This is a genomic window from Pseudomonas sp. TWR1-1-3 (assembly GCF_049896805.1).
Classification (GTDB): Bacteria; Pseudomonadota; Gammaproteobacteria; order Pseudomonadales; family Pseudomonadaceae; genus Aquipseudomonas; species Aquipseudomonas bubulae.
This window is the reverse complement of record NZ_JAFCUZ010000001.1, coordinates 1,514,929-1,536,053: the sequence shown is the minus strand read 5'-3', so window position 1 is coordinate 1,536,053 and position 21,125 is coordinate 1,514,929. Positions and strand designations below refer to the sequence as shown.

19 protein-coding genes are annotated in these 21,125 nt (G+C 59.6%); 6 read left to right on the top strand and 13 right to left on the bottom strand.

Annotated elements, in window-relative coordinates; all coding sequences use genetic code 11:
- The first annotated feature begins 300 nt into the window (after positions 1 to 300).
- From ACP7BE_RS07065 to ACP7BE_RS07055, 3 genes are all read left to right on the top strand, one after another.
- Entirely contained in the window at positions 301 to 1,968 is a 1,668-nt protein-coding gene (locus ACP7BE_RS07065; RefSeq protein WP_095002072.1) for a sodium:solute symporter family protein, read from the top strand.
- Positions 1,950 to 2,081, top strand: coding sequence for a putative transporter small subunit (locus ACP7BE_RS07060; protein WP_016781520.1), 132 nt, complete (start codon positions 1,950 to 1,952; stop codon positions 2,079 to 2,081). The genes ACP7BE_RS07065 and ACP7BE_RS07060 overlap by 19 nt, the downstream gene beginning before the upstream one ends.
- An 82-nt stretch (positions 2,082 to 2,163) precedes the next feature.
- A complete protein-coding gene (locus ACP7BE_RS07055) occupies positions 2,164 to 3,006 on the top strand; it encodes a PhzF family phenazine biosynthesis protein (protein WP_426105285.1) in 843 nt (280 codons plus the stop codon).
- Positions 3,007 to 3,009: 3 nt separating this feature from the next.
- Here ACP7BE_RS07055 and ACP7BE_RS07050 read toward each other — a convergent pair whose 3' ends face one another.
- From ACP7BE_RS07050 to gcl, 7 genes are all read right to left on the bottom strand, one after another.
- Positions 3,010 to 4,947 carry a DNA topoisomerase III gene (locus tag ACP7BE_RS07050; RefSeq protein ID WP_138738215.1) on the bottom strand — a complete coding sequence of 646 codons (1,938 nt, stop codon included), beginning with the start codon at positions 4,945 to 4,947 and terminating at the stop codon, positions 3,010 to 3,012.
- A 229-nt stretch (positions 4,948 to 5,176) separates the two neighbouring features.
- Positions 5,177 to 6,184 (bottom strand): sulfate ABC transporter substrate-binding protein, encoded by a 1,008-nt coding sequence (locus tag ACP7BE_RS07045; protein ID WP_095019582.1) that lies wholly within the window; start codon positions 6,182 to 6,184, stop codon positions 5,177 to 5,179.
- Positions 6,185 to 6,277: 93 nt separating this feature from the next.
- Complete coding sequence (locus ACP7BE_RS07040) at positions 6,278 to 7,099, bottom strand: ion transporter (RefSeq protein ID WP_095002068.1); 822 nt, start codon at positions 7,097 to 7,099, stop codon at positions 6,278 to 6,280.
- 39 nt (positions 7,100 to 7,138) lie between these two features.
- The gene (locus ACP7BE_RS07035; RefSeq protein WP_095019581.1) at positions 7,139 to 8,026 is read right to left on the bottom strand and encodes an urea transporter; all 888 of its coding nucleotides are present in this window, start codon (positions 8,024 to 8,026) and stop codon (positions 7,139 to 7,141) included.
- Positions 8,027 to 8,169: 143 nt separating this feature from the next.
- Positions 8,170 to 9,060 (bottom strand): 2-hydroxy-3-oxopropionate reductase, encoded by an 891-nt coding sequence (locus ACP7BE_RS07030; RefSeq protein WP_046809691.1) that lies wholly within the window; start codon positions 9,058 to 9,060, stop codon positions 8,170 to 8,172.
- A 90-nt stretch (positions 9,061 to 9,150) separates the two neighbouring features.
- Positions 9,151 to 9,933, bottom strand: a complete 783-nt coding sequence (gene hyi / locus ACP7BE_RS07025; protein WP_095002066.1) for a hydroxypyruvate isomerase — start codon at positions 9,931 to 9,933, stop codon at positions 9,151 to 9,153.
- A 55-nt stretch (positions 9,934 to 9,988) separates the two neighbouring features.
- Positions 9,989 to 11,764: a glyoxylate carboligase gene (gene gcl, locus ACP7BE_RS07020; protein WP_095002065.1), complete on the bottom strand. Its 1,776-nt coding sequence runs from the start codon at positions 11,762 to 11,764 to the stop codon at positions 9,989 to 9,991.
- Positions 11,765 to 12,031: 267 nt separating this feature from the next.
- On the opposite strand from gcl, the gene ACP7BE_RS07015 reads away from it, so the two are divergent.
- Complete coding sequence (locus tag ACP7BE_RS07015) at positions 12,032 to 12,472, top strand: GlcG/HbpS family heme-binding protein (RefSeq protein WP_095002064.1); 441 nt, start codon at positions 12,032 to 12,034, stop codon at positions 12,470 to 12,472.
- Positions 12,473 to 12,593: 121 nt separating this feature from the next.
- Here ACP7BE_RS07015 and ACP7BE_RS07010 read toward each other — a convergent pair whose 3' ends face one another.
- Positions 12,594 to 13,199 (bottom strand): TetR/AcrR family transcriptional regulator, encoded by a 606-nt coding sequence (locus tag ACP7BE_RS07010; protein WP_426105280.1) that lies wholly within the window; start codon positions 13,197 to 13,199, stop codon positions 12,594 to 12,596.
- Positions 13,200 to 13,331: 132 nt separating this feature from the next.
- Between ACP7BE_RS07010 and ACP7BE_RS07005 the strand changes: the two genes are divergently transcribed.
- The gene (locus tag ACP7BE_RS07005) at positions 13,332 to 14,273 is read left to right on the top strand and encodes a DUF808 domain-containing protein (protein WP_095027146.1); all 942 of its coding nucleotides are present in this window, start codon (positions 13,332 to 13,334) and stop codon (positions 14,271 to 14,273) included.
- On the opposite strand, the gene ACP7BE_RS07000 is transcribed toward ACP7BE_RS07005, so the two are convergent.
- Complete coding sequence (locus ACP7BE_RS07000; protein ID WP_150629305.1) at positions 14,270 to 15,472, bottom strand: MFS transporter; 1,203 nt, start codon at positions 15,470 to 15,472, stop codon at positions 14,270 to 14,272. The genes ACP7BE_RS07005 and ACP7BE_RS07000 overlap by 4 nt on opposite strands.
- Positions 15,473 to 15,652: 180 nt before the next feature.
- On the opposite strand from ACP7BE_RS07000, the gene ACP7BE_RS06995 reads away from it, so the two are divergent.
- On the top strand, positions 15,653 to 16,255 hold the full coding sequence (locus ACP7BE_RS06995; protein WP_095002060.1) for a TetR/AcrR family transcriptional regulator: 603 nt from the start codon (positions 15,653 to 15,655) through the stop codon (positions 16,253 to 16,255).
- Positions 16,256 to 16,274: 19 nt separating this feature from the next.
- Here the strand turns inward: ACP7BE_RS06995 and ACP7BE_RS06990 are convergent, their stop codons facing one another.
- The 4 genes from ACP7BE_RS06990 to ACP7BE_RS06975 form a co-directional block, all read right to left on the bottom strand.
- Positions 16,275 to 17,060: an outer membrane protein OmpK gene (locus ACP7BE_RS06990; RefSeq protein WP_095002059.1), complete on the bottom strand. Its 786-nt coding sequence runs from the start codon at positions 17,058 to 17,060 to the stop codon at positions 16,275 to 16,277.
- 359 nt (positions 17,061 to 17,419) lie between these two features.
- A complete protein-coding gene (locus ACP7BE_RS06985) occupies positions 17,420 to 18,205 on the bottom strand; it encodes an outer membrane protein OmpK (protein ID WP_095002058.1) in 786 nt (261 codons plus the stop codon).
- 152 nt (positions 18,206 to 18,357) lie between these two features.
- Complete coding sequence (locus tag ACP7BE_RS06980) at positions 18,358 to 19,722, bottom strand: nucleobase:cation symporter-2 family protein (RefSeq protein ID WP_095002057.1); 1,365 nt, start codon at positions 19,720 to 19,722, stop codon at positions 18,358 to 18,360.
- 84 nt (positions 19,723 to 19,806) lie between these two features.
- A complete protein-coding gene (locus tag ACP7BE_RS06975; RefSeq protein WP_095002056.1) occupies positions 19,807 to 21,096 on the bottom strand; it encodes a urate hydroxylase PuuD in 1,290 nt (429 codons plus the stop codon).
- Positions 21,097 to 21,125 lie beyond the last annotated feature (29 nt).

Genomic DNA, 21,125 nt, shown 5'->3' with positions numbered 1-21,125 from the left:
CCCAGAATCTGTATACTTCTGATCCGTTCGTGTCAGGGCTTTGTGCATCTGATACCGGACTTATCTCCCGGCACCTTGCCGGCCATTGCTGCAAGCACCGGCTCAACGTGCTAGCGCACGCTTTGCCTTTTGACCTGGGACGCCTCTTGCGTTCCGTCACTTGCCAGCCATCACTTTGACAACCCACGGACCGCTGTCCGCTATCGCCTGCCTGTCAGGAAACCCGGGTTGTTGCACCTGCCGATTTCGGCCTTTCGTTGCGTCTGTAACGACTGTGTGCGCATAAGAAAGGAGAAAGGAATGTTCCAACTTTCCACCCTCACCGTGTTGCTGCTTCTGTTCTGTTTTTATGGCCTGACCTTTTTGGTGTCGTTGCGCGTGGGGCGCAAGGACGAAAACGTCGACGGCTATATGGTCTCCAATAACTCCATCGGCTTTGGCATGTCGGCCGCCAGCATGACGGCCACCTGGATCTGGGCCGCTTCCTTTTACGCCGCCGCCAGTGCGGGCTACAAGTTTGGTCTCTCGGGGGCGTTGCACTATGGCTTCTGGGGCGCGCTGATGATTCTGTTTATCTACCCCTTTGGCCGGCGTTTCCGGCAACTGGCGCCCAAGGCCCACACCCTGGCGGAGATCATGCACGCACGGCACGGGCGTTCCAGCCAGATGATTCTGGCGGGCTCCAATATCGTCGGCAGTCTGATCAGCCTGATGGTCAATTTCACCGCCGCCGGGGCACTGGTCGCGGTGCTTTCGCCGCTGAGCTTTACCCATGGTGTGCTTATCGCCGGTGTCGGGATTCTGACTTACACCATCTGGTCAGGGTTTCGCTCATCGGTGCTTACTGATTTCGGCCAGCTATTCGCCATGATCTTCGCTGCGGTGGTGATTATTCCGATTATTTTCTTCCAGTTGGGCGGCCCTGAAATCTTCGCCCAGGGCATGCCGAGGATCACCCCCGAGCAAGCCAGCTTCTATTCGAAAACCGCGATTCTGGAGCAGGGCGCACCTTACTTCGTGGCCGTGCTGGCCTACGCCATTGGTAACCAGACCATCGCCCAGCGGCTGTTTGCCGTGCGTGAAGACTTGATGAAGTCGACATTCGTCACCGCCACCATCGGTTATGCCTCGATTGTGATCGGGCTGGGCATGCTGGGGTTTCTGGCCCTGCTGGCAGGTATCGAGCCGCAGGATGGCGACCTCAATAACCTGATCCCGCAAATGGCCTCGACCTACTTGCCGCCGTTTGCGGTGGGGCTGTTTTTCATCATGGTGATCGGTTCGCTGTCGTCCACGGCGGATTCCGACCTGTCCGCCTTGTCGGCGCTGGTGATGACTGACGTGTATGGCAAGAACATAGCCAAGGGCAAACCCAATCCAAAAACCATGTTGTTTGTCGGGCGCCTGACCATGGTGCTGGCAACCATGCTGGCGATGATTTTTGCCAGCATGAAACTCGATATCCTGACCATGCTGATTTTTGTCGGCGCGCTATGGGGCGCGATTGTCTTTCCTGTTATTGCCAGCCTGTATTGGCAGCGGATTACCAACGCGGCCTTTACCAGTGCAGCGATTGCCGGGTTTGTGATGTTTTTGGTCGCCCGCTTCGAATTGTTGCAGATGCAAGGTGCGGTGGCGCTGTTCTTCGAACTCTGTGCCTCGATCGGCGGCGGGGTGGTGATTGGCCTGATGGCGTTCGGCTTTTTTGGCAAGCGCGTGGGCTTTGTGATGGGCGGATTGGCGTTCTTGGTACTGGCGCCATTCGCGTTCGGTTTTCTCCGCGATTACCCGGTGTTGCTCAGTTCATTGACCGCTTACGGTGTCAGCACCGTGGTGTGTGTGCTGGTGAGCTTGCTGGCCAATGAAACCTTTGATTTTGACTGTATCAACGAACGTGTTGTGGCCTTCCACCACACCGTCGAACCTGCCACTGAAAAAGGAGCCACCCCATGTCCAGTTTCGCTTTGACCCTGTATGTCCTGATCTGGCCGGCCATTGCCGGGGCCGTAATGTTGACCCTGTGCGTCAGCCTGTGGCGCGATATGCGCAAGGCCAAGCGTGAGGGTACGGATCTGGTCTGAATGTTTGATGGGGTAGCCGCTGCCTCGCCAGCGGCTACGCAAATTGTGTAGGGTGCTTGCTGATCACTATCAGGAGCCGGTCATGCGCCCATTCGAATTCAAGCAAGTTGACGTTTTCAGCAGCGTTGCCCTCAAGGGCAACCCGGTGGCCGTGGTGTTGAATGCCGACAGCCTGAGTGACACGCAAATGGCCGACTTTGCGCGCTGGACCAATCTGCGTGAAACCACTTTTGTGCTCAAACCGCAAAACCCTGATGCCGATTACCGCCTGCGAATTTTTACCACTCTCAACGAGCTGCCTTTTGCTGGCCACCCTACGCTGGGCAGTTGCCACGCCTGGCTGGAAGCCGGCGGCGTGCCCCGTGGTCAAGAGATCGTGCAGGAGTGCGCCGCGGGGTTGATCCGTCTTCGTCGCCAGGCCGGGCAACTGGCTTTTACTGCACCGCCCCTGTTGCGTACGGGTGCTGTTGAGGGGGATTTGCTGCAGCGTATCTGCCGTGGCCTGGGCATCGAGGCGCAGGCGGTGGTGCAGGCGCGTTGGGTCGATAATGGCCCGGGCTGGGTGGCGTTGATGTTGCGTGACCGTGAGCAGGTGCTGGCTTTAGAGCCCGATTACTCGCAGTTGCTCGGACTGTCGATCGGTGTGGTTGCCCCTTGGCAGCCTGAACTCGATGGCGACGAGGCGCAGTTTGAAGTGCGCGCATTCTGTGCCGGCGAGGGCATGCCCGAAGATCCGGTGACCGGTAGCCTGAATGCCGGGCTGGCGCAGTGGCTGATCGGCGCAGGCCTTGCCCCGGCGCATTATGTGGCCAGCCAGGGTACGGCAATGGGGCGGGCAGGGCGGGTGTCGATCGAGCAGATCGGCGAGGATATCTGGGTGGGCGGCCCGGCGGTGACCTGTATTAGCGGGCAATTGACGCTCTGAGCCTCATGCCCCTTTTGCTTTCACCGCCCGCTTGGGTCTGGCCTTGCCCGTAGCGGCCTTGCGTTTCTTCTTCCAGGCCGGCGCCGCACCGGCCGGGCTGGCCGGACCGCTGATCGTCATGGTCATGGCGCTGCAACGTTCGATATGTTTGCTCATCCACGCCGCCTGTTTGGCGACGAATACGTCGAGGGTCATTTCGCCGCTTTGCACCATGTCCAGCGCCTGCTCCCAGATGGCCGTGGTGCCGGGGTCGGCAATGGCGCGCGGTACCGCGTCGATCAGGCTAAAGGCGGGGGCGGTCGCCGCCAGGGCCTTGCCGTTTTTGCTCAGGTAACCGCGATCGAGCAAGCCCTGGATGATGCCGGCGCGGGTGGCTTCGGTGCCGATACCGGTGGTGTCCTTGAGTTTTTGCTTGAGCAGCGGGTCCTGCACCAGCTTGGCGACGTTTTTCATCGCCTTGATCAGGTCGCCTTCGGTGAACGGCTTGGGCGGCTGGGTCCACAAGTCCTTGAGGTTGACCGCGGCAATCGCGCAGTCCAGCCCTTCGCGCAATAACGGCAGGGGCTGTGGAGCAGGGGCTTCGCGACCTTTGGCCGGGGCCAGTGCTTCGGGCAGGGCGCGCTTCCAGCCGGGCTCGACGATCTGCTTGCCGACGGCCCGCAGGTTTTGCCCTGCACAATCAAAGTCGGCCTGGGTGCGGTCGTATTCATGGTTGGGCAGAAACTGCGCGAGGTAGCGTGCGCGAATCAGCGTATATACCGCGCGATGTTTGCCGCTCAGGCGTTCAATATTCTTTGCAGCAGCTGTAGGAATGATGCCGTGGTGGGCGCTGACTTTTGCGTCGTTCCAGGCCCGTGAACGGCGCTGCGGGTCCAGATGGCTGGCCAGTGGTGCCAGTGACGGATCGGCCTGCTGCAAGGCGCTGAGAATCGACGCGGCTTCGCCGTGCTGGCTCTGTGGCAAGTAGCCGCAATCGCTGCGCGGATAGGTGACGACCTTGTAGGTTTCGTACAGGGCCTGGGCAATATCGAGGGTTTCCTGGGCGCCGAGGCCGAGCTTTTTTGAACACACTTCCTGCAGCGTGCCCAGATCGAACGGCAATGGCGCGACTTCACGCATGCGCTCGGTGCGCAGCTTGATCACCCGGGCGCTGCTGGCGTTTTGCATTGCACTTGCGGCCTGTTGGGCATGGGCCTGGTTGAGGCAGCGGTCCTGGTCGTCGCAGGTGTCGGGATCGGCCCGCCATTGCGCGGTGAATAACTGCCCGTCGTGCCTGAGCTGTACGTCTATGGCCCAGTAGGCCACGGGGATAAAGTCGCTGATGCTGCGATCACGATCGACCACCAGCCGCAGCGTAGGGGTCTGCACACGGCCCACTGGCAATACGCCTTGATAGCCCGACTGGCGGCCGAGCAGGGTAAACAGGCGGCTCATGTTCATGCCGATCAACCAGTCGGCCCGCGAGCGGCCGAGGGCCGAATGATAGAGGTTGAAGGTTTCGCTGCCGGGCTTGAGCGCAGCCAGGGCCTTGCGGATCGAGGCGTCGTCCAGGGCCGACAGCCACAGGCGCTGGATGGGGCCGCGGTAGCGGCAGTGCTCGACCAGTTCGCGGGCAATCATCTCGCCTTCGCGGTCGGCGTCGGTGGCGATGACCAGTTCTGTGGCTTCACCGAGCAGGCGCTTGACGGCCTTGAACTGGCTGGCGGTCTTGGGTTTGACGCGCATTTTCCATTTTTCCGGAATGATCGGCAGGTCAGCCAGTACCCAGCGCTTGTAGCGCTCATCGTAGGCGTCGGGCGGGGCGGTTTCGAGCAGGTGACCGATGCACCAGGTGACGGTGGCATTGGCGCCCACCCAGCAGCCATCACCGCGGCGGCTGGCACCGAGCACGGCGGCAATATCTTTGGCCTGGGAGGGTTTTTCACACAGAAACAGCCGCATCGCTCAACTCATTCACGCATCGCAGAAGATGCACAGCATGGGCAGAGACAGGCGCGAGAGCAAGTTTTTTTACTGTTGATATGTACAGGCTTTTGCAGGTACTGCAAAACCTGGGGGAGCTGGCTTGCCTGCGATGCAGGCGAGGGGGGCATTCAGGCGTGCCGGGGGCATCCCTTCGCGAGCAAGCCCGCTCCCACAATGGAAGGCGGGCTTGCAACCGGACAGGGGATTATTGCGCGTTGTAGATCTGGTCGAACACGCCACCGTCGTTGAAGTACTTTTTCTGCACGTCGCGCCAGTCGCCGAAGGTTTTTTCAACCGACAGGAAGTCGACTTTCGGGAAGCGGTCGTTGTACTTGGCGAGAATTGCCTGGTCACGCGGGCGCAGGTAGTTTTTAGCAGCGATTTCCTGGCCTTCAGGCGACCACAGGTACTTGAGGTAGGCTTCGGCCGTGGCGCGGGTGCCTTTTTTGTCGACCACTTTGTCCACTACCGTCACAGGCGGCTCGGCTTCTGCCGATACGCTCGGGTAGATCACTTCGAACTGGTCGCGACCAAATTCACGGGCGATCATTTCCGCCTCGTTTTCGAACGTCACCAGCACATCGCCGATCTGATTGGTCATAAAGGTGGTGGTGGCTGCACGACCGCCGGTATCAAGCACTGGAGCCTGCTTGAACAACTTGGCCACAAAGTCCTTGGCCTTGGTTTCGTCACCGCCGTTTTTCAGTACATAGCCCCAGGCCGACAGGAAGGTGTAGCGGCCGTTACCCGAGGTTTTCGGGTTGGGTACGATGACCTGTACGCCGTCCTTGAGCAGGTCGGGCCAGTCTTTCAGAGCCTTGGGGTTGCCCTTGCGCACGATGAAAACGGTGGCCGAGGTAAACGGTGCGCTGTTGTCCGGCAGGCGGGTGACCCAGTTTTCCGGGACCAGATGGCCGTTGTCGGCCAGGGCATTGATGTCGGTGGCCATGTTCATGGTGATCACGTCCGCCGGCAAGCCATCGATGACCGAGCGGGCCTGTTTGCTGGAACCACCAAATGACATTTGTACGTTGAGCTTTTCGCCGTTGTGCTCTTGTGCCCAGTGCTTCTGGAAGGCTGCGTTGTAGTCTTTGTAGAAATCACGCATCACATCGTAGGACACGTTTAGCAGTGGCGGTGGGGTCGCTGCACTCGCGACACTGCCAAGGGCCAGGCCAGCGGCCAGAATTGAGGCACTAAAGAGTTTTTTCACTGCGCATTCCTTGTTATAGGGAGCAATAAGGGCAAATTGCCAGTAACTATAGCGACTGTCGCATAGTCCTTAAAAGATTAAAAAGTGCTGTGGTTATGCTTTTTTCGTAAAAAGAGCATTGCCGCACCGTGAACAAAAAGACGCCGATTGTTCGTGAGTGTTCTTTTTGCAGGTCGGGCAGTCGTGCTTGAGTTGCTCGCCACGCATGGCGTTGGCCAATTCGGCAGTGAAGATGCCGGTGGGCACGGCAATGATCGAGTAGCCGGTGATCATCACCATCGCCGAGATCACTTGCCCCAGTACGGTTTTGGGCACTATGTCACCAAAACCAACAGTCGTCAGGGTGACAATGGCCCAATAGATACTTACCGGAATACTGGTAAAGCCGTTTGCAGGCCCTTCGACCACATACATCAGACTGCCGAACACCGTAACCAGGGTGGAGACGCTGACCAGGAACACGATGATTTTTTGCTTGCTGCCGCGCAGCGCCGAGAGCAGATAGTTGGCCTGGCTCAGGTAGGGGCGCAGCTTGAGGATACGAAAAATCCGCAACATGCGAATGATGCGGATGATCAACAGGTACTGCGCGTCGCTGTAATAGATCGCCAGAATCCCCGGCACAATGGCCAGCAAATCCACCAGGCCGTAGAAGCTGAAGGCGTAACGCAGAGGTTTGGGCGAGCAATACAGACGCAGGCCGTATTCCACGGCGAATACAAAGGTGAAACCCCACTCGATATAGGCCAGCAGTTTGGCGTAGTCGCGGTGAATGCTGTTGATGCTGTCGAGCACCACGACCACCAGGCTGCACAGGATGATCAGCAGCAGGGCGGTGTCGAAACGCCGCCCCGCCGGGGTATCGGCCTGAAAGACCATCACATACAAGCGCTGGCGCCAGTCATTGTTATCCATGCAGGTTGCTCGATGCCCAAAGGTCAGAAGGTTCGAGTATTAACGCTCAATGCGCAACCTGCATTGTTCTTGTGCAGGGTGCAGGATGCGCACACTGGCGTGCACCAGCCAGCATCCGAGGATAAAGGGTGCGGTCAGGGGGGCGAGGCCCAGGGCAATAAAGCCCGGGGTGATCAGCAAGGTCACGATAATCCCCGCCACGGGCAGCCAGGGACGCCGTGCTTGCTGACTCAGGGCCAAGGCGGCGAGTGCAGGGTTGTAGCCGGCCAGGCCGTCCAGTGCAGCCGCGCTGTCCTGTTGATACAAGGCAAACAGCATGCCGGCCAGTGAACCGGTGATGGCCCATAGTGCCGCGCGCCAGTTGCTCAGCCACAGGCCGATCACAATCAGCAACCCGGCCAGCGGGTGTGGCAGCAACATGACTTGGGCAATGCCCTTGAACAGCCCCTGTGCCAGTGTGAGGCCATTGACGGCCTGGGTGTGGTCCATGGCTTGTGCAGGCGGGTTGGTCAGGTGCAGCAGGATCCAGCCAATACCCACAAACGGCGCGGTGTAGGCCAGCAGGCTTTGCCCGGGGGTGGCGCGCTTGAGCCACTGGTGCACGAGCATCGTACTCAGTCCGGCACTGGCAATGATCAGCAAGGGTAACAGGGCAGACCATTCAAGCTGGTGGCTTATCAGCAAGCCCAGCAAGATACCGTTGTAGCTGTACAGACCCGCCTGGCGTTCGGCCTTGGGATAGTCGCGCCGTTGCGCGGTGAGGAGTCCGGCAATACCGCCAAGCAAGGCGCCACCGAGCAGGGTGGGGGCACTGATCAGGATGGCCAGCAGGCACAGCACGCCGCACAGAGGATGACGCTGGAGGAAGATCTGGCCGAAACCGGCGCACAGGGCCGTCGCCCAGTCGGGGCAGGGGTTTGAACTCATGATTGTTACCTGGTAGTCGCAGCCGAGGCACGAAGGCTGCGAGCTCTTGATTGGCTCCCTGCATGATCAAGAACTCGCAGCCTTCGTGCCTCGGCAGCGACTACAGGTAGTGCGGTCTCCCCAAAAAGGGCAGACCGGTGGGCTTACTTGTCGCGAATCGAGAAGTTGGCCATGTGCTCCAGGCCCTTGATCAGCGCCGAGTGGTCCCAGTTGCTGCCACCGATGGCCGCGCAGGTGCTGAACACTTGCTGGGCATTGGCGGTGTTGGGCAGGTTGATCCCCAACTCACGGGCACCGGCCAGGGCCAGGTTGAGGTCTTTTTGATGCAGGCTGATACGGAAGCCCGGGTCAAAAGTGCCCTTGATCATGCGCTCGCCGTGCACTTCGAGGATTTTCGAGGAGGCAAAGCCACCCATCAGCGCTTCGCGAACCTTGGCCGGGTCAGCGCCGTTTTTCGCAGCAAATACCAGGGCTTCGGCCACGGCCTGGATATTCAGGGCGACGATGATCTGGTTGGCTACCTTGGCGGTTTGACCGTCGCCATTGCCGCCCACCAGGGTGATGTTCTTGCCCATGCTCTGCAGCAGCGGCAGGGCGCGGGCGAAGGTTTTTTCGTCACCGCCGACCATGATGCTCAGTGAGCCGGCCTTGGCGCCAACTTCACCGCCGGATACCGGCGCGTCGAGGTACTGAGCACCCTTGGCGTTGATTTTTTCGGCGAACGCTTTGGTGGCCGTAGGCGAGATCGAACTCATGTCGATCACCACCTTGTTCGGGCTCAGGCCCGCGGCGATGCCGTCTTCACGAAACAGCACATCCTCAACCTGAGGGGTATCCGGCACCATGACGATGATGAATTCGGCTTCCTGGGCCACTTCTCGCGGGCTGGCCAGGGCGATTGCGCCAGCGGCAACCAGATCGGCCGGTGCGGCACCGTGATGGGTCGACAGAAACAGGCTGTGCCCGGCCTTTTGCAGGTTGCTGGCCATGGGTGAGCCCATGATGCCCGTGCCGATAAATCCGATTTTAGCCATGACAAATCCTCTTGTTTTTCTTAGGGCGATTCAGAGTAGGTGGTCTGATGTGGGAGCGGGCTTGCTCGCGATGGGATCGCTCCCACAGAGTTACACCGCGTTATGGGTCTTGAGCCACGCCAGACCGGCCTCGGTGCTGGTCAGCGGTTTGTACTCACAGCCAACCCAACCCTGATAGCCGATGCGGTCCAGGTGATCGAACAAAAAGCGGTAGTTGATTTCGCCGGTGCCCGGTTCGTGGCGACCAGGGTTATCGGCCAGCTGGATATGGTTGATCTGCGGCAGATGAGTCTGCATGGTGCGGGCCAGGTCGCCCTCCATGATTTGCATGTGGTAGATGTCGTATTGCAGGAACAGATTGCTGCTGCCGACCTTTTCCTGGATCGCCAGTGCCTGCTGGGTGTTGTTCAGGTAAAAGCCGGGGATGTCGAGGGTGTTGATCGACTCCATCACCAGCTTGATGCCGACTGCCTGCAGCTTGTCGGCGGCGTATTTGAGGTTGGCGACGAAGGTTTTTTCGACCGTGGCGTCGTCCACGCCCTGGGGGCGGATGCCGGCCAGGCAGTTGATCTGGTCGTTGCCCAGCACTTGCGCGTAAGCGATGGCCAGGTCGACCCCAGCGCGGAACTCTTCAACCCGGTCCGGCAGGCAGGCAATCCCGCGCTCGCCCTTGGCCCAGTCACCGGCCGGCAGGTTGAACAACACCTGGGTCAGTTTATTGGCATCGAGCTGGGCCTTGATGTCGGCCGAGTTGTAATCGTAAGGGAACAGGTATTCAACGCCATGAAAACCAGCGTTGGCGGCCGCTTGAAAACGGACAAGAAAATCCTGCTCGGTGAACAGCATGGACAGGTTGGCGGCAAAACGCGGCATGGTGAACTCCTGCTTTTTGTCCCCTCTCCTCGGGAGAGGGGGTGAGGGCTATAAATTAATCCAGCATCGAAATGGCGGTCGGTGCATCGTTACCCACCAGCGCCAGGTCTTCAAATTCATTTACGCCGTTGATTTCGGTGCCCATCGAGATATTGGTCACACGCTCCAGGATGATTTCCACCATCACCGGCACGCGGAATTCCTTGATCAGCTCCTGGGCCTTGCGCAGGGCAGGCTGGATTTCACTCGGTTCGAACACGCGCAAGGCCTTGCAACCCAGGCCTTGAACGACGGCCACGTGGTCAACGCCATAGCCGTTAAGCTCCGGTGCGTTGAGGTTGTCGAAAGCCAACTGCACGCAGTAGTCCATTTCAAACCCGCGCTGGGCCTGACGGATAAGCCCCAGGTAGGAGTTGTTAACCACCACGTGGATATAGGGCAGGTTGAACTGAGCGCCCACGGCCAGTTCTTCGATCATGAACTGGAAGTCGTAGTCGCCGGACAGTGCCACCACATTGCGATCAGGGTCGGCCTTGACCACCCCCAGCGCCGCCGGAATGGTCCAGCCCAGAGGGCCGGCCTGGCCGCAGTTGATCCAGTGGCGAGGCTTGTACACATGCAGGAATTGTGCGCCGGCAATCTGTGACAAACCGATGGTGCTGACATAGCAGGTGTCTTTGCCGAACACCTGGTTCATTTCTTCGTACACGCGTTGTGGCTTGACCGGCACGTTGTCGAAGTGGGTCTTGCGTTGCATCGTGGCCTTGCGCTGCTGGCAGTCCTGCAGCCAGGCGCTGCGGTTTTTCAGCTTGCCGGCAGCTTTCCATTCGCGGGCTACTTCAAGGAATACCTTGAGCGCGGCACCGGCGTCGGAAACGATGCCCAGATCCGGGTTGAATACCCGGCCGATCTGGGTCGGTTCGATATCCACGTGAATGAACTTGCGGCCTTCGGTGTACACATCCACCGAACCGGTATGGCGGTTGGCCCAGCGGTTGCCGATGCCCAATACCACATCGGACTTGAGCAGGGTGGCGTTGCCATAACGGTGCGAGGTTTGCAGGCCGACCATGCCCACCATCAGCGGGTGGTCATCGGCGATGGTGCCCCAGCCCATCAGGGTCGGAATCACAGGGATACCGGTCAGTTCGGCGAATTCCACCAGCAGGTCGCTGGCGTCGGCATTGATCACGCCGCCACCGCTGACCAGCAGCGGGCGTTCCGCCTGATCAAGCATGGTCAGGGCTTTTTCGGCCTGCAGCCGGTTTGCCGTTGGTTTGGCCAGTGGCAGCGGTTCATAGGCGTCAATGTCGAATTCGATTTCGGCCATCTGCACATCGAACGGCAGATCGATCAGCACCGGGCCAGGGCGACCGGAGCGCATTTCGTAAAAGGCTTTCTGGAAGGCGTAAGGCACCTGGCCCGGCTCCATCACCGTGGTCGACCACTTGGTGACGGGCTTGACGATGGCGGTGATATCCACCGCCTGGAAGTCTTCTTTGTGCATCCGTGCCCGTGGGGCCTGGCCGGTGATGCACAGAATCGGGATCGAGTCGGCCGAGGCACTGTACAGGCCCGTCACCATATCGGTACCGGCAGGCCCCGAGGTGCCGATGCACACGCCGATATTGCCGGCCTTGGTGCGGGTATAGCCCTCGGCCATGTGCGAGGCGCCTTCGACGTGGCGAGCAAGGACGTGATCGATGCCACCGACCTTTTTCAGGGCCGAGTACAGCGGGTTGATGGCGGCGCCCGGGATACCGAATGCGGTATCGACACCTTCGCGACGCATCACCAGAACGGCGGCTTCGATTGCTCTCATTTTGCTCATTGTTTTGTGCCTCTTACGTTTTGTAATTGTATACAAGTGGCTGTTGAGCGAGTGTATTCATCCTCCGCTGTGCAGGTCAATGGCTTTTATCGATTCGATGGTTGATCACAAGCAAGCCTTGTATTCAGGCTTGTGCGCTGGGTTTTGTTTTTTTGATTGCTGAAAAATTGTATACAAAATAGATTTGTATTGTGTTCTATTGGTGTTATTGAGTGCGCCTCGCGAGGTGCGCCGAAGGCTTTCCATAACAAGATAAGGATGGCAACCATGAGTGCTTTAACCTTGAAAGTCGCTTTAGAACTGACCGCTCAGGCCCTGAGCGTCGGGCGTCAGATCAGTGCTGCGCCGCTGACGGTAGTGGTGCTCGACAGTGGCGGGCATTTGCTGGCGTTGCAGCGCGAAGACGGCGCCAGCCTGCTGCGCCCCAGCATTGCGATTGGCAAAGCCTGGGGCGCGATTGCCTTAGGCAAGGGCTCGCGTCTGCTGGCACTGGACGCGCAACAGCGCCCGGCGTTCTTCGCGGCGCTTAATGGCATGGGGCAAAGTGACGTGGTGCCTGCGCCGGGTGGGGTATTGATTCGTGATGAGGCGGGGCAGGTAATCGGTGCTGTTGGTATCAGCGGCGATACGTCGGATATCGACGAGCAATGCGCGATCAGCGCGGTAGAAGCGCTGGGCCTGCGGGCGGATGCGGGGGTGGCGGTCTGACCGTAGGCCTTTGCTGTCAGTGGGAGCTGGCTTGCCTGCGATTCAGGCGCTGCGTTGTGCCAGTTGAGCCGCGTCGATACTATCGCGAGCAAGCCCGCTCCCACAGGCTTTGTACAGGCCTTCAGTCAGGCGTGCAGCCCTTCAGCACCAACCGGATAATGGTTTGGGTTGCCGCTTCGTAGTCGCTGTCTTCAAGCTTGGTCTTGCCGGTGATGGCCGAGATCTGCCAGTCGAAGTCGGCGTAGGTCTGGGTTGCCGCCCAGATGCTGAACATCAGGTGGTGCGGGTCGATGGCGGCAATCTGGCCGCGGTCGATCCAGGTCTGGATGCAGGCGATGTTGTGTTGGGCCTGGGCATTCAACAGCTCTACCTGTTTTTCACTCAAGTGCGGGGCGCCATGCATGATTTCGCTGGCGAACACTTTCGAGGCAAAGGGCAGGTCACGGGAAATCACGATTTTTGAGCGGATGTAATTGCTCAATACCGTATTCGGCTCGCCATCGGCGTTGAACGGCGTCGAAGCCCGAAGGATCGGGTCGATAATGCTTTCAAGCACCTCGCGATAGAGGTTTTCCTTGGATTTGAAGTAGTAGTAGACATTGGGCTTGGGCACGCCGGCCTTGGCCGCGATATCGCTGGTTTTGCTGGCGGCGAAACCCTTGTCAGCGAATTCTTCGCTGGCGGCACGCAAAATCAGTTCTTTGTTACGCTCGCGGATACTGCTCATAAACCCGATATGTCCTTGCCTGCTGGGGCGGTCGGGCATGGTAGCACCGGGCTTGCAAGTGGCTCAAGATTGCCGCTTTGCGCGCGGCACGCGCTATGCTTGTGTCCATTCCATCTCTCAGGACGTTTTTCTATGGCTGGCAGTAGCTTGCTGATGTTGCTCGATGATATCGCCGCCGTGCTCGATGACGTCGCTCTGATGACCAAAGTGGCCGCCAAAAAAACCGCCGGGGTGCTGGGCGATGACCTTGCGCTCAACGCCCAGCAGGTATCGGGCGTGCGTGCCGACCGGGAGTTGCCGGTGGTGTGGGCCGTGGCCAAGGGTTCGTTTCGCAACAAGGCGATTCTGGTACCGGCAGCGCTGGCCATCAGTGCCTTTGCGCCCTGGGCGGTGACGCCGCTGTTGATGGTGGGTGGGGCTTATCTGTGTTTCGAGGGTTTCGAAAAGGTCGCCCACAGTTTCACCCACAGCAAGGCCGATGCCCAGAGCCAGCGCCAGGCCTTGCAGGAGTCGCTGGCCGGTGCTGAAGTCGATCTGGCGGCGTTTGAAAAGGATAAGGTCAAGGGCGCCGTTCGTACGGACTTTATCCTGTCCGCCGAAATCATTGCCATCACCCTGGGCATCGTCTCCGACTCACCGCTGATGCAGCAGGTGGTGGTGTTGTCGGGTATCGCCATCGTGATGACAGTCGGGGTATATGGCGTGGTGGGTGGCATCGTCAAACTCGACGATGGTGGCCTGTACCTGAGCAAGAAGACCGGCGACGGCGCCTGGCCGCGGTTCCAGCGCAGCTTTGGCCGTGGTGTGTTGAGCGCAGCCCCGTACATGATGAAAAGTCTGACCGTGATCGGCACGGCGGCAATGTTCATGGTCGGCGGCGGTATCCTGACCCACGGTGTACCGCCGTTGCATCATTGGGTTGAAGGCGTTGCGCAAGGCAGCACGCAATGGCTGGGTGTGGTGTCGGTGATTGTGCCGACCCTGCTCAACGCCGTGGCCGGCATTATTGCCGGCGCGCTGGTGTTGGCCGTGGTGTCTGTCGCGAGCAAGGTCTGGCGGGCCATCAAGTCCTAGGCCGCGACGGCGCGGGGCAGGGTACTGTCCTGCAGCAATCGATAGCCCAGCACCGCGAACAGCAGCATGACGCCGCCGGCGGCCAGCGACACGCTAAAACCGGCCTGGGCGCCGTACGCGTCCACCACCCAGCCGCCGAGTACCGCACCGAGGGCCACGCCCATGCCCAGACCGGTGATCATCCAGGTCAGGCCTTCAGTCAGCTTGGCGGGTGGGACAATGTTTTCCACCAGGCCCATGGCGGTGATCAGGGTGGGGGCAAAAAACAGCCCGGCGATCAGCATGCCCACGGCCAGGGTGGCGATGCTGTCGGCCCACAGCAGCGGCACCATGGTGATGGATGTGGCCAGGGCGCCGAGCACAAACAGCCTGGGCAGCGGCATGTTCAACTTGAGCATGCCGAACACCAGCCCGGCAGCGCACGATCCCAAGGCGTACATCGACAATACAATGCTTGCGGCAGCCGGTTGGCCCTGATGCTGGGCAAAGGCCACGCTAACCACATCCACCGTACCCACAATCGTGCCCAGCCCAAGCAGGGCCAACAGCAAAACCACCACGGCGCCCTGGCGTAAGACTGTGCCCTGGTGCTCGCTGCTACGCGGGTGTACCGGTGGTTCGGTGCTGCGTTGCAGCACAAACACGCTGACGCCGATGGCCAGCAGGATGGCTGCCGCCAGTGGTCCGGCCTGGGGGAATAGCGCCACACTCAGGCCCACGGAAATCGGCGGGCCGATAATAAAGCTCACTTCATCGAGTACCGACTCGAACGAGAACGCCGTATGCAGTTTGGGCGAGCCGCGATACAGCTCGGTCCAGCGTGCCCGCACCATTGCCGACATGCTCGGCATGCAGCCCGACAGGGCGGCGAACACAAACAGCGTCCAGTCCGGCGCGCCAAAATGACTGCACAGCAGCAAGGCCAGCAGGGCGCTGACGCCAATGGCGGTGACACCGGGCAGGATGCGGCTCTGGCCGTAGCGGTCGACCCAGCGTGAAATCTGCGGAGCCAGCAGGGCTGTGGCCAGGGCAAAGGTGGCGGCTACGCCACCGGCCAGCCAATAGGAACCTTGCAGTTGCGCCAGCATGGTGATGATGCCGATGCCGACCATTGAGATCGGCATCCGCGCGATCAGGCCCGCACCGCTGAAAGCCTTGGTGCCGGGGGCGCTGAAAATCTCGCGATAGGGGTTGGCCATACAAGCTCCGGAACAGTGTTGGGGATTGCTTTCGTAGCAGCTGTCGAACGCAGCCTTCGGCAGCTGCTACGGGAATGTGTGATTACCGAGCATGACATACGCGGCGTATGTAGAAATATACGCATACACAGCGTATGTCAATTAACATACGTCGCGTATCCAAAAATAAAGGTGACAGGCATGGCGCCCAAAGCGCGGTCGCAAATGATCGAAGAAACCCGTGGCAAGCTGCTTGAGGCGGCTCGCCTGGCATTCAGTACGGTGGGCTATGCCCGGACATCGATGGACGAATTGACGGCTTCGGTCGGGCTGACGCGTGGCGCGTTGTACCACCATTTTGGCGACAAGAAAGGCTTGTTCAAGGCCGTGGCCCAGCAGATCGATGCCGAGCTGGATGCGCAGCTGGCGCAGGTGTTTGAGCAGGCGGACAGCCATTGGCAAGGGTTTAAGGATCAGTGCCGGCTGTATCTGGAGATGGCCCTGCAAGTCGAGGTACAGCGCATTCTGTTGCGCGATGCGCCTTCGGTGCTGGGCTCGCAATATGTGCAGAACACCCAGTCGGTGTGCTGCCTGTCGATGGCGTCGATGCTGCAGGGGCTGATGGACACCGAGGTGATTCAACGCACCGATCCCGAGGCGCTGGCGCGTCTGATTCAGGGCGGGCTGATGGATGCGTCGTTCTGGATTGCCGAGGCCGACAACCCGCCGCAGCGTCTGGCCGCTGCGCTGGACAGCCTGGACCTGATGCTGCGCGGTTTGCTGCGGGTGCCTGAGCCGCGCTGACGCGGCCCGGGCCCGTGCATCAGAAGTGGTACTTGATCAGCAGGCTGGTGGTGTTCTGATTGGTTTTGAACGCGCCGCTGTCTTCGATGCCGTACTTGTTTTTCCAGTAGTCGTATTCCACACCGACGTACAGTTGCTTGGCGCTCCAGCTCAGGGCCTTGCCGAGGTCATATTTAACCTGCGGGTTGAAGTGCAGGTTGGCGTGGTAGGTGCCACGGGAGTTCTCGTCGTTGTCGACCACCCAGTCCATGTAGCCGTCGATCAGCACATCGGAGTTGCCCAGGGGCAGGGTGTAGGACCACACTGGGGTGATCTGCCACACACCTTTGCCGGCGCGGCTGCCTTCCGGGAAGCGTTGGTAGAAGTTCAACTGGAAGTAGTCAAAGCCCGGCACGTTCAGGTCGAAACCCGGACCGATCAGGTAGGCATCGGTATCGCCTTCGCCAAACTCGTAAGTCATGGCCAGCAGCACGTCTTTGATCGGGCCGAATTCAAACTTCTGGTCGAAGATCTTGCCGAACGACAAACGCGGAGTGAATTCACCGTAGTAGGTGTTCGGGCCGACGTTGCCGTCTTTCTTGCCGTTGTAAAAGATACGGTCAAGGAAGAAGAAGTTGTCACCGTACTTCCAGCTGTCAGCATGCTCGAAGGTCATGGTCTGCTGAATTTTTGGATTGACCTGGAAGTCCTTGCCGTACAAGTAAGTCAGGCTGTTGGTTTGCCATTGCAGCAGGTCGCCGGCGACTGCCGGAGCCCCGCCCAGCATGCTCCCCGCAAGCATCAGGCCGGTAAGTGTGCGCTTCATTCGGTTAGCTCCAAAATATAGAAAGTTGTGCAAGTAGTGCGAACGTGGCGCTCTGTTGTGGCGCCTTGGTTCATGGTTTTAAAAGTTGCCTTTACGGTCAGCTTCAGTGCTTTTAGCAAGTTCGGGGCCATACCTGTTTTATAGCCATGAATAAACCCTCGACTGCGCGTTGGCAGTTGAGTGCAGGGGGCGGCAGGCAGGCCGTAAACCTTTGATATAAAGGCAAAAGTTGGCTTTAAAGTCAGCTTTGAAAAACGTCGCGTTTAAGCGGGCGCGCAGGATACGGGCTCTGGCGCGTGCACTCAAGCGCTCTGTTAAAGCCCAGGGCGGGCAATAACAGAGCATGCACAGTCTAGAGCTTAGAAGTGGACTTTGATCAGGGCACTGGCGGTGTTCTGGTTGGTATCAAGACGGCTGCTGCTTTCGATGCCGTACTTGTCCTTCCAGTAGCTGTATTCAATCCCGACATAGAGCTGTTTTTCACCCAGGTTCAGGGCCTTGCCCAGGTCATATTTGATCTGTGGGTTGAAGTGCAGGTTGGAGTGGTAGGTGCCGCGTGAGTTCTGGTCGTTGTCCACCACCCAGTCCATATAGCCGTCGATCAACACGTTGGAGCGGCCCAGGGGGATGGTGTAGGAAAACGACGGAGTGATCTGCCAGACCCCGGTGCCAGGGCGTGGGCCCTCGGTATGGCGGCGATAGAAGTTGAGGGTGAAGTAGTTGAAGCCCGGTACCGCCAGATCAAAGCCCGGGCCGATCAGGTAGGCCTCGCTGTCGCCTTCGCCATATTCATAGGTCATGGCCAGCAGCACATCCTTGATCGGGCCATATTCGAATTTGCGGTCGAAGATCTTGCCGAACGACAGGCGCGGGCTGAACTCGCCGTAATAGGTGTGCGGGCCTTTGTTGGGGTCTTCTTTGCCGTTGTAGAAAATACGGTCGACAAACAGGAAGTTGTCGCCGTACTTCCATTTGTCCGCATGTTCGAAAGTGACGGTTTGCTGGATCGACGGGTTGATCGCGAAGTTCTTGCCGTACAGGTAGGTCAGGCTGTTGGTTTGCCATAAAAACAGGTCCCCGGCCATTGTCTGGCTGGCAGCCAAAAGTCCACCTGCGAGCGTGACGCCCCAGTGTTTGCACTTCATGGGTAACTCCCTTTTTTATTGTTTTTGTAAAGCGAGAGCCCCTCTCCCTAGCCCTCTCCCGGAGGAAGAGGGGATTGGTCGTGCGAGCGCTCAGGAACACCACCGATCAGCCCCCTCTCCCTTGGGGAGAGGGTTGGGGTGAGGGTCAGGGCTCAGTGCTGGTGCACATGCCCGCTCATGGCTGCGCGTTCGGAACCGCCCAGCACATTGAACATCAGGTTCAGGCACACCGCGCTGACAGCGGCCATGGCGATACCGCTGTGGGTGATGGGGTCCATCCACAGTGGCAGGTGGGCGAAAAACTCAGGACGCACCACCGGGATCAGGCCCATGCCGATGCTCACGGCCACCAGCAACTGATTGCGGCGGTCGGCGATGTCGGCTTCCTGGAGGATCTTGATCCCGGTTGCCGCGACCATGCCGAACATGGCAATGGCGGCGCCACCCAACACTGCAGGCGGAATCGAGGCCACCAGGTACGCCGCTTTCGGCAGCAGGCTGAGGGTGATCAGGAAGATACCGGCCATGATGGTTACCGAGCGGCAACGCACGCCGGTCATTTGCACCAGGCCAATGTTCTGGGCGAAGGAGGAGTGGGTGAAGGTGTTGAAAAAACCGGCGATAAAAGAAGCGCCTGCGTCACACAGCAAACCGCGACGCAGCATGCGCGGGGTGACTTCCTGATCGGTGATTTTGCCCAGCGCCAGGAACATCCCGGTGGACTCGACAAAAATGATCACCACCACCAGGCACATCGAAAGAATCGGTGCCAAATGAAACTCCGGCATGCCGAAGTGCAAGGGGGTGACAACCTGGAACCACGGCGTATTGTCCAGCCCGGAGAGGTCGACCATGCCGATGGCGCCTGACAGCACATAGCCCAGGGCCATGCCGATCAAGACCGACACATTGACCCAGAAGCCGCGCATAAAGCGGTTGATCAGCAGGATGGTGCCCAGCACCAGAGCCGCGATGGCCAGGTACACTGGCGAGCCGAATTGCGCCGCAGCACTGCCGCCACCGGCCCAGTTGACCGCAACGGGGAACAGCGACAGGCCGATCGAAGTGATGACAGTACCGGTGACCAGGGGAGGAAAGAAGCGCACCACCTTGGACATAAATGGCGCAATGATCATTCCGAAAAAGCCCGCGGCGATGGTCGCACCGAAGATCCCGGTCAAGCCGATACCCGGCATCCCGGCCATTGCCACCATGCTGCCAACTGCGGCAAAGCTGGCACCCATCATGACCGGCATGCGAATACCCATGGGGCCGATACCCATCGACTGCACGATGGTCGCGACACCCGCCACCAGCAGGTCGGCGTTGATCAGAAACGCGATCTCTTCACGACTCAGGCCTGCAGCCTGTCCGATGATCAGCGGCACGGCCACGGCGCCGCCATACATCAGCAGCACATGCTGCAAACCGACCAGGATCAGTTGCAGCATGGGTAGCCGCGCCAGCGGGGGCGGGGCGGTCACGGCGGGTATGCGCGGTTCGGTTAAATCGGACATGCAACACCTCGGTCATTTTTATTGTTGTGAGCTAGTGGTGTGTTCTTGCGGCCGCAGCGGGGCTGCGACCGCAAAGGCGGTGCGTCAGTTGGTCCGTGCCCCTGCATTGATCCAGGCGCCGACCAGGTCGCGCTCCTGTTGCGTCATTTGCGTGATGTTGCCCAGCGGCATGATCGGCGTGACAACGGCCTGAGCCTGAATGCGCGGGGCCATCAGCTGGATCTGTTGCGCGGTGTCGAACATCACGCCTGCCGGAGCCGCACTGAACAACGGGCTGCTGGGGGTGGCGGAATGACAGACCGTGCAGCGCTCCTGGATCACCTTGTGGACTTGTTCAAAATCGACGGTGGCCACTGGCGCTGCCGCGGGTGCCTGCGCCGGTGCCGCTGGCGGAGCATCTGCAGCCTTGACGCCGCCCAGGGCGGTTTCCGGCAGCGGTTGGTACTTGATCACCTTGGCGGTTTCTGGCGCTGTCGACACAGGCTTTGGACCGGTAACGTAAGCCAGGCAAATCATGCCCAGGGCTGCGACCGGCAGGGTCCAGGCATATTTGTGGCTGTCGTGGCGGGTGTTGAAGTAGTGACGTACCAGCACTGCCAGCACCGCAATCCCGGCCAGGATCAACCAGTTGTACTGGCTGCCATAGGTGCTCGGGAAGTGGTTGCTGATCATGATGAACAGCACCGGCAAGGTGAAGTAGTTGTTGTGTCGCGAACGCAGCAGGCCTTTGGCCGGCAGTGCCGGGTCAGGGCTGCGGCCTTCCTTGATCGCGGCTACCAGGGCACGTTGTGCCGGCATGATGGTGCGGAATACGTTACCGACCATGATGGTGCCGATAATGGCGCCCACGTGCAGGTAGGCACCGCGCCCGCTGAACACTTTGCTCAGGCCGAACGCTGCTGCAACCAGCAGCACAAACAGGACGAAACCGAGCAACGCCGGGCGTTTGCCCAGGGCGGAGTCGCACAGAAAGTCGTAAACGAACCAGCCGGCAATCAGCGAGCCGATACCGATGGCAACCGCTTCAGGGCCGCTCATGCTGCTGCCTGGAGCAATCAGGTACAGCGCGGGGTTGAAGTAGAACACCAGACAGAGCAGGGCGATGCCCGACATCCAGGTGAAATAGGCTTCCCATTTAAACCAGTGCAGGTTTTCCGGCATGGTGGGTGGGGCCAGCTTGTACTTTTCGAGGTGGTAAATACCGCCGCCGTGAATCGCCCATAGATCGCCAGCAAGGCCATCCTTGGGGTTGGCCCGGTTAAGGTTGTTCTCCAGCCAGACGAAATAAAACGACGCGCCAATCCAGGCCACACCGGTAATCATATGAATCCAGCGCACGCTCAGATTCAGCCATTCCATTAGATGTGCTTCCACAGTCTTTACCTCTTGCCCGTCACTCTTTT

Coding starts and splice junctions, on each gene's coding strand:
- ACP7BE_RS07065 (WP_095002072.1), top strand. CDS start 301: ATGTTCCAACTTTCCACCCTCACCGTGTTGCTGCTTCTGTTCTGTTTT.
- hyi (WP_095002066.1), bottom strand. CDS start 9,933: ATGCCGCGTTTTGCCGCCAACCTGTCCATGCTGTTCACCGAGCAGGAT.
- ACP7BE_RS07035 (WP_095019581.1), bottom strand. CDS start 8,026: ATGAGTTCAAACCCCTGCCCCGACTGGGCGACGGCCCTGTGCGCCGGT.
- gcl (WP_095002065.1), bottom strand. CDS start 11,764: ATGAGCAAAATGAGAGCAATCGAAGCCGCCGTTCTGGTGATGCGTCGC.
- ACP7BE_RS06985 (WP_095002058.1), bottom strand. CDS start 18,205: ATGAAGTGCAAACACTGGGGCGTCACGCTCGCAGGTGGACTTTTGGCT.
- ACP7BE_RS07015 (WP_095002064.1), top strand. CDS start 12,032: ATGAGTGCTTTAACCTTGAAAGTCGCTTTAGAACTGACCGCTCAGGCC.
- ACP7BE_RS07040 (WP_095002068.1), bottom strand. CDS start 7,099: ATGGATAACAATGACTGGCGCCAGCGCTTGTATGTGATGGTCTTTCAG.
- ACP7BE_RS06995 (WP_095002060.1), top strand. CDS start 15,653: ATGGCGCCCAAAGCGCGGTCGCAAATGATCGAAGAAACCCGTGGCAAG.
- ACP7BE_RS07060 (WP_016781520.1), top strand. CDS start 1,950: ATGTCCAGTTTCGCTTTGACCCTGTATGTCCTGATCTGGCCGGCCATT.
- ACP7BE_RS07000 (WP_150629305.1), bottom strand. CDS start 15,472: ATGGCCAACCCCTATCGCGAGATTTTCAGCGCCCCCGGCACCAAGGCT.
- ACP7BE_RS07055 (WP_426105285.1), top strand. CDS start 2,164: ATGCGCCCATTCGAATTCAAGCAAGTTGACGTTTTCAGCAGCGTTGCC.
- ACP7BE_RS06990 (WP_095002059.1), bottom strand. CDS start 17,060: ATGAAGCGCACACTTACCGGCCTGATGCTTGCGGGGAGCATGCTGGGC.
- ACP7BE_RS06980 (WP_095002057.1), bottom strand. CDS start 19,722: ATGTCCGATTTAACCGAACCGCGCATACCCGCCGTGACCGCCCCGCCC.
- ACP7BE_RS07050 (WP_138738215.1), bottom strand. CDS start 4,947: ATGCGGCTGTTTCTGTGTGAAAAACCCTCCCAGGCCAAAGATATTGCC.
- ACP7BE_RS07010 (WP_426105280.1), bottom strand. CDS start 13,199: ATGAGCAGTATCCGCGAGCGTAACAAAGAACTGATTTTGCGTGCCGCC.
- ACP7BE_RS07005 (WP_095027146.1), top strand. CDS start 13,332: ATGGCTGGCAGTAGCTTGCTGATGTTGCTCGATGATATCGCCGCCGTG.
- ACP7BE_RS07030 (WP_046809691.1), bottom strand. CDS start 9,060: ATGGCTAAAATCGGATTTATCGGCACGGGCATCATGGGCTCACCCATG.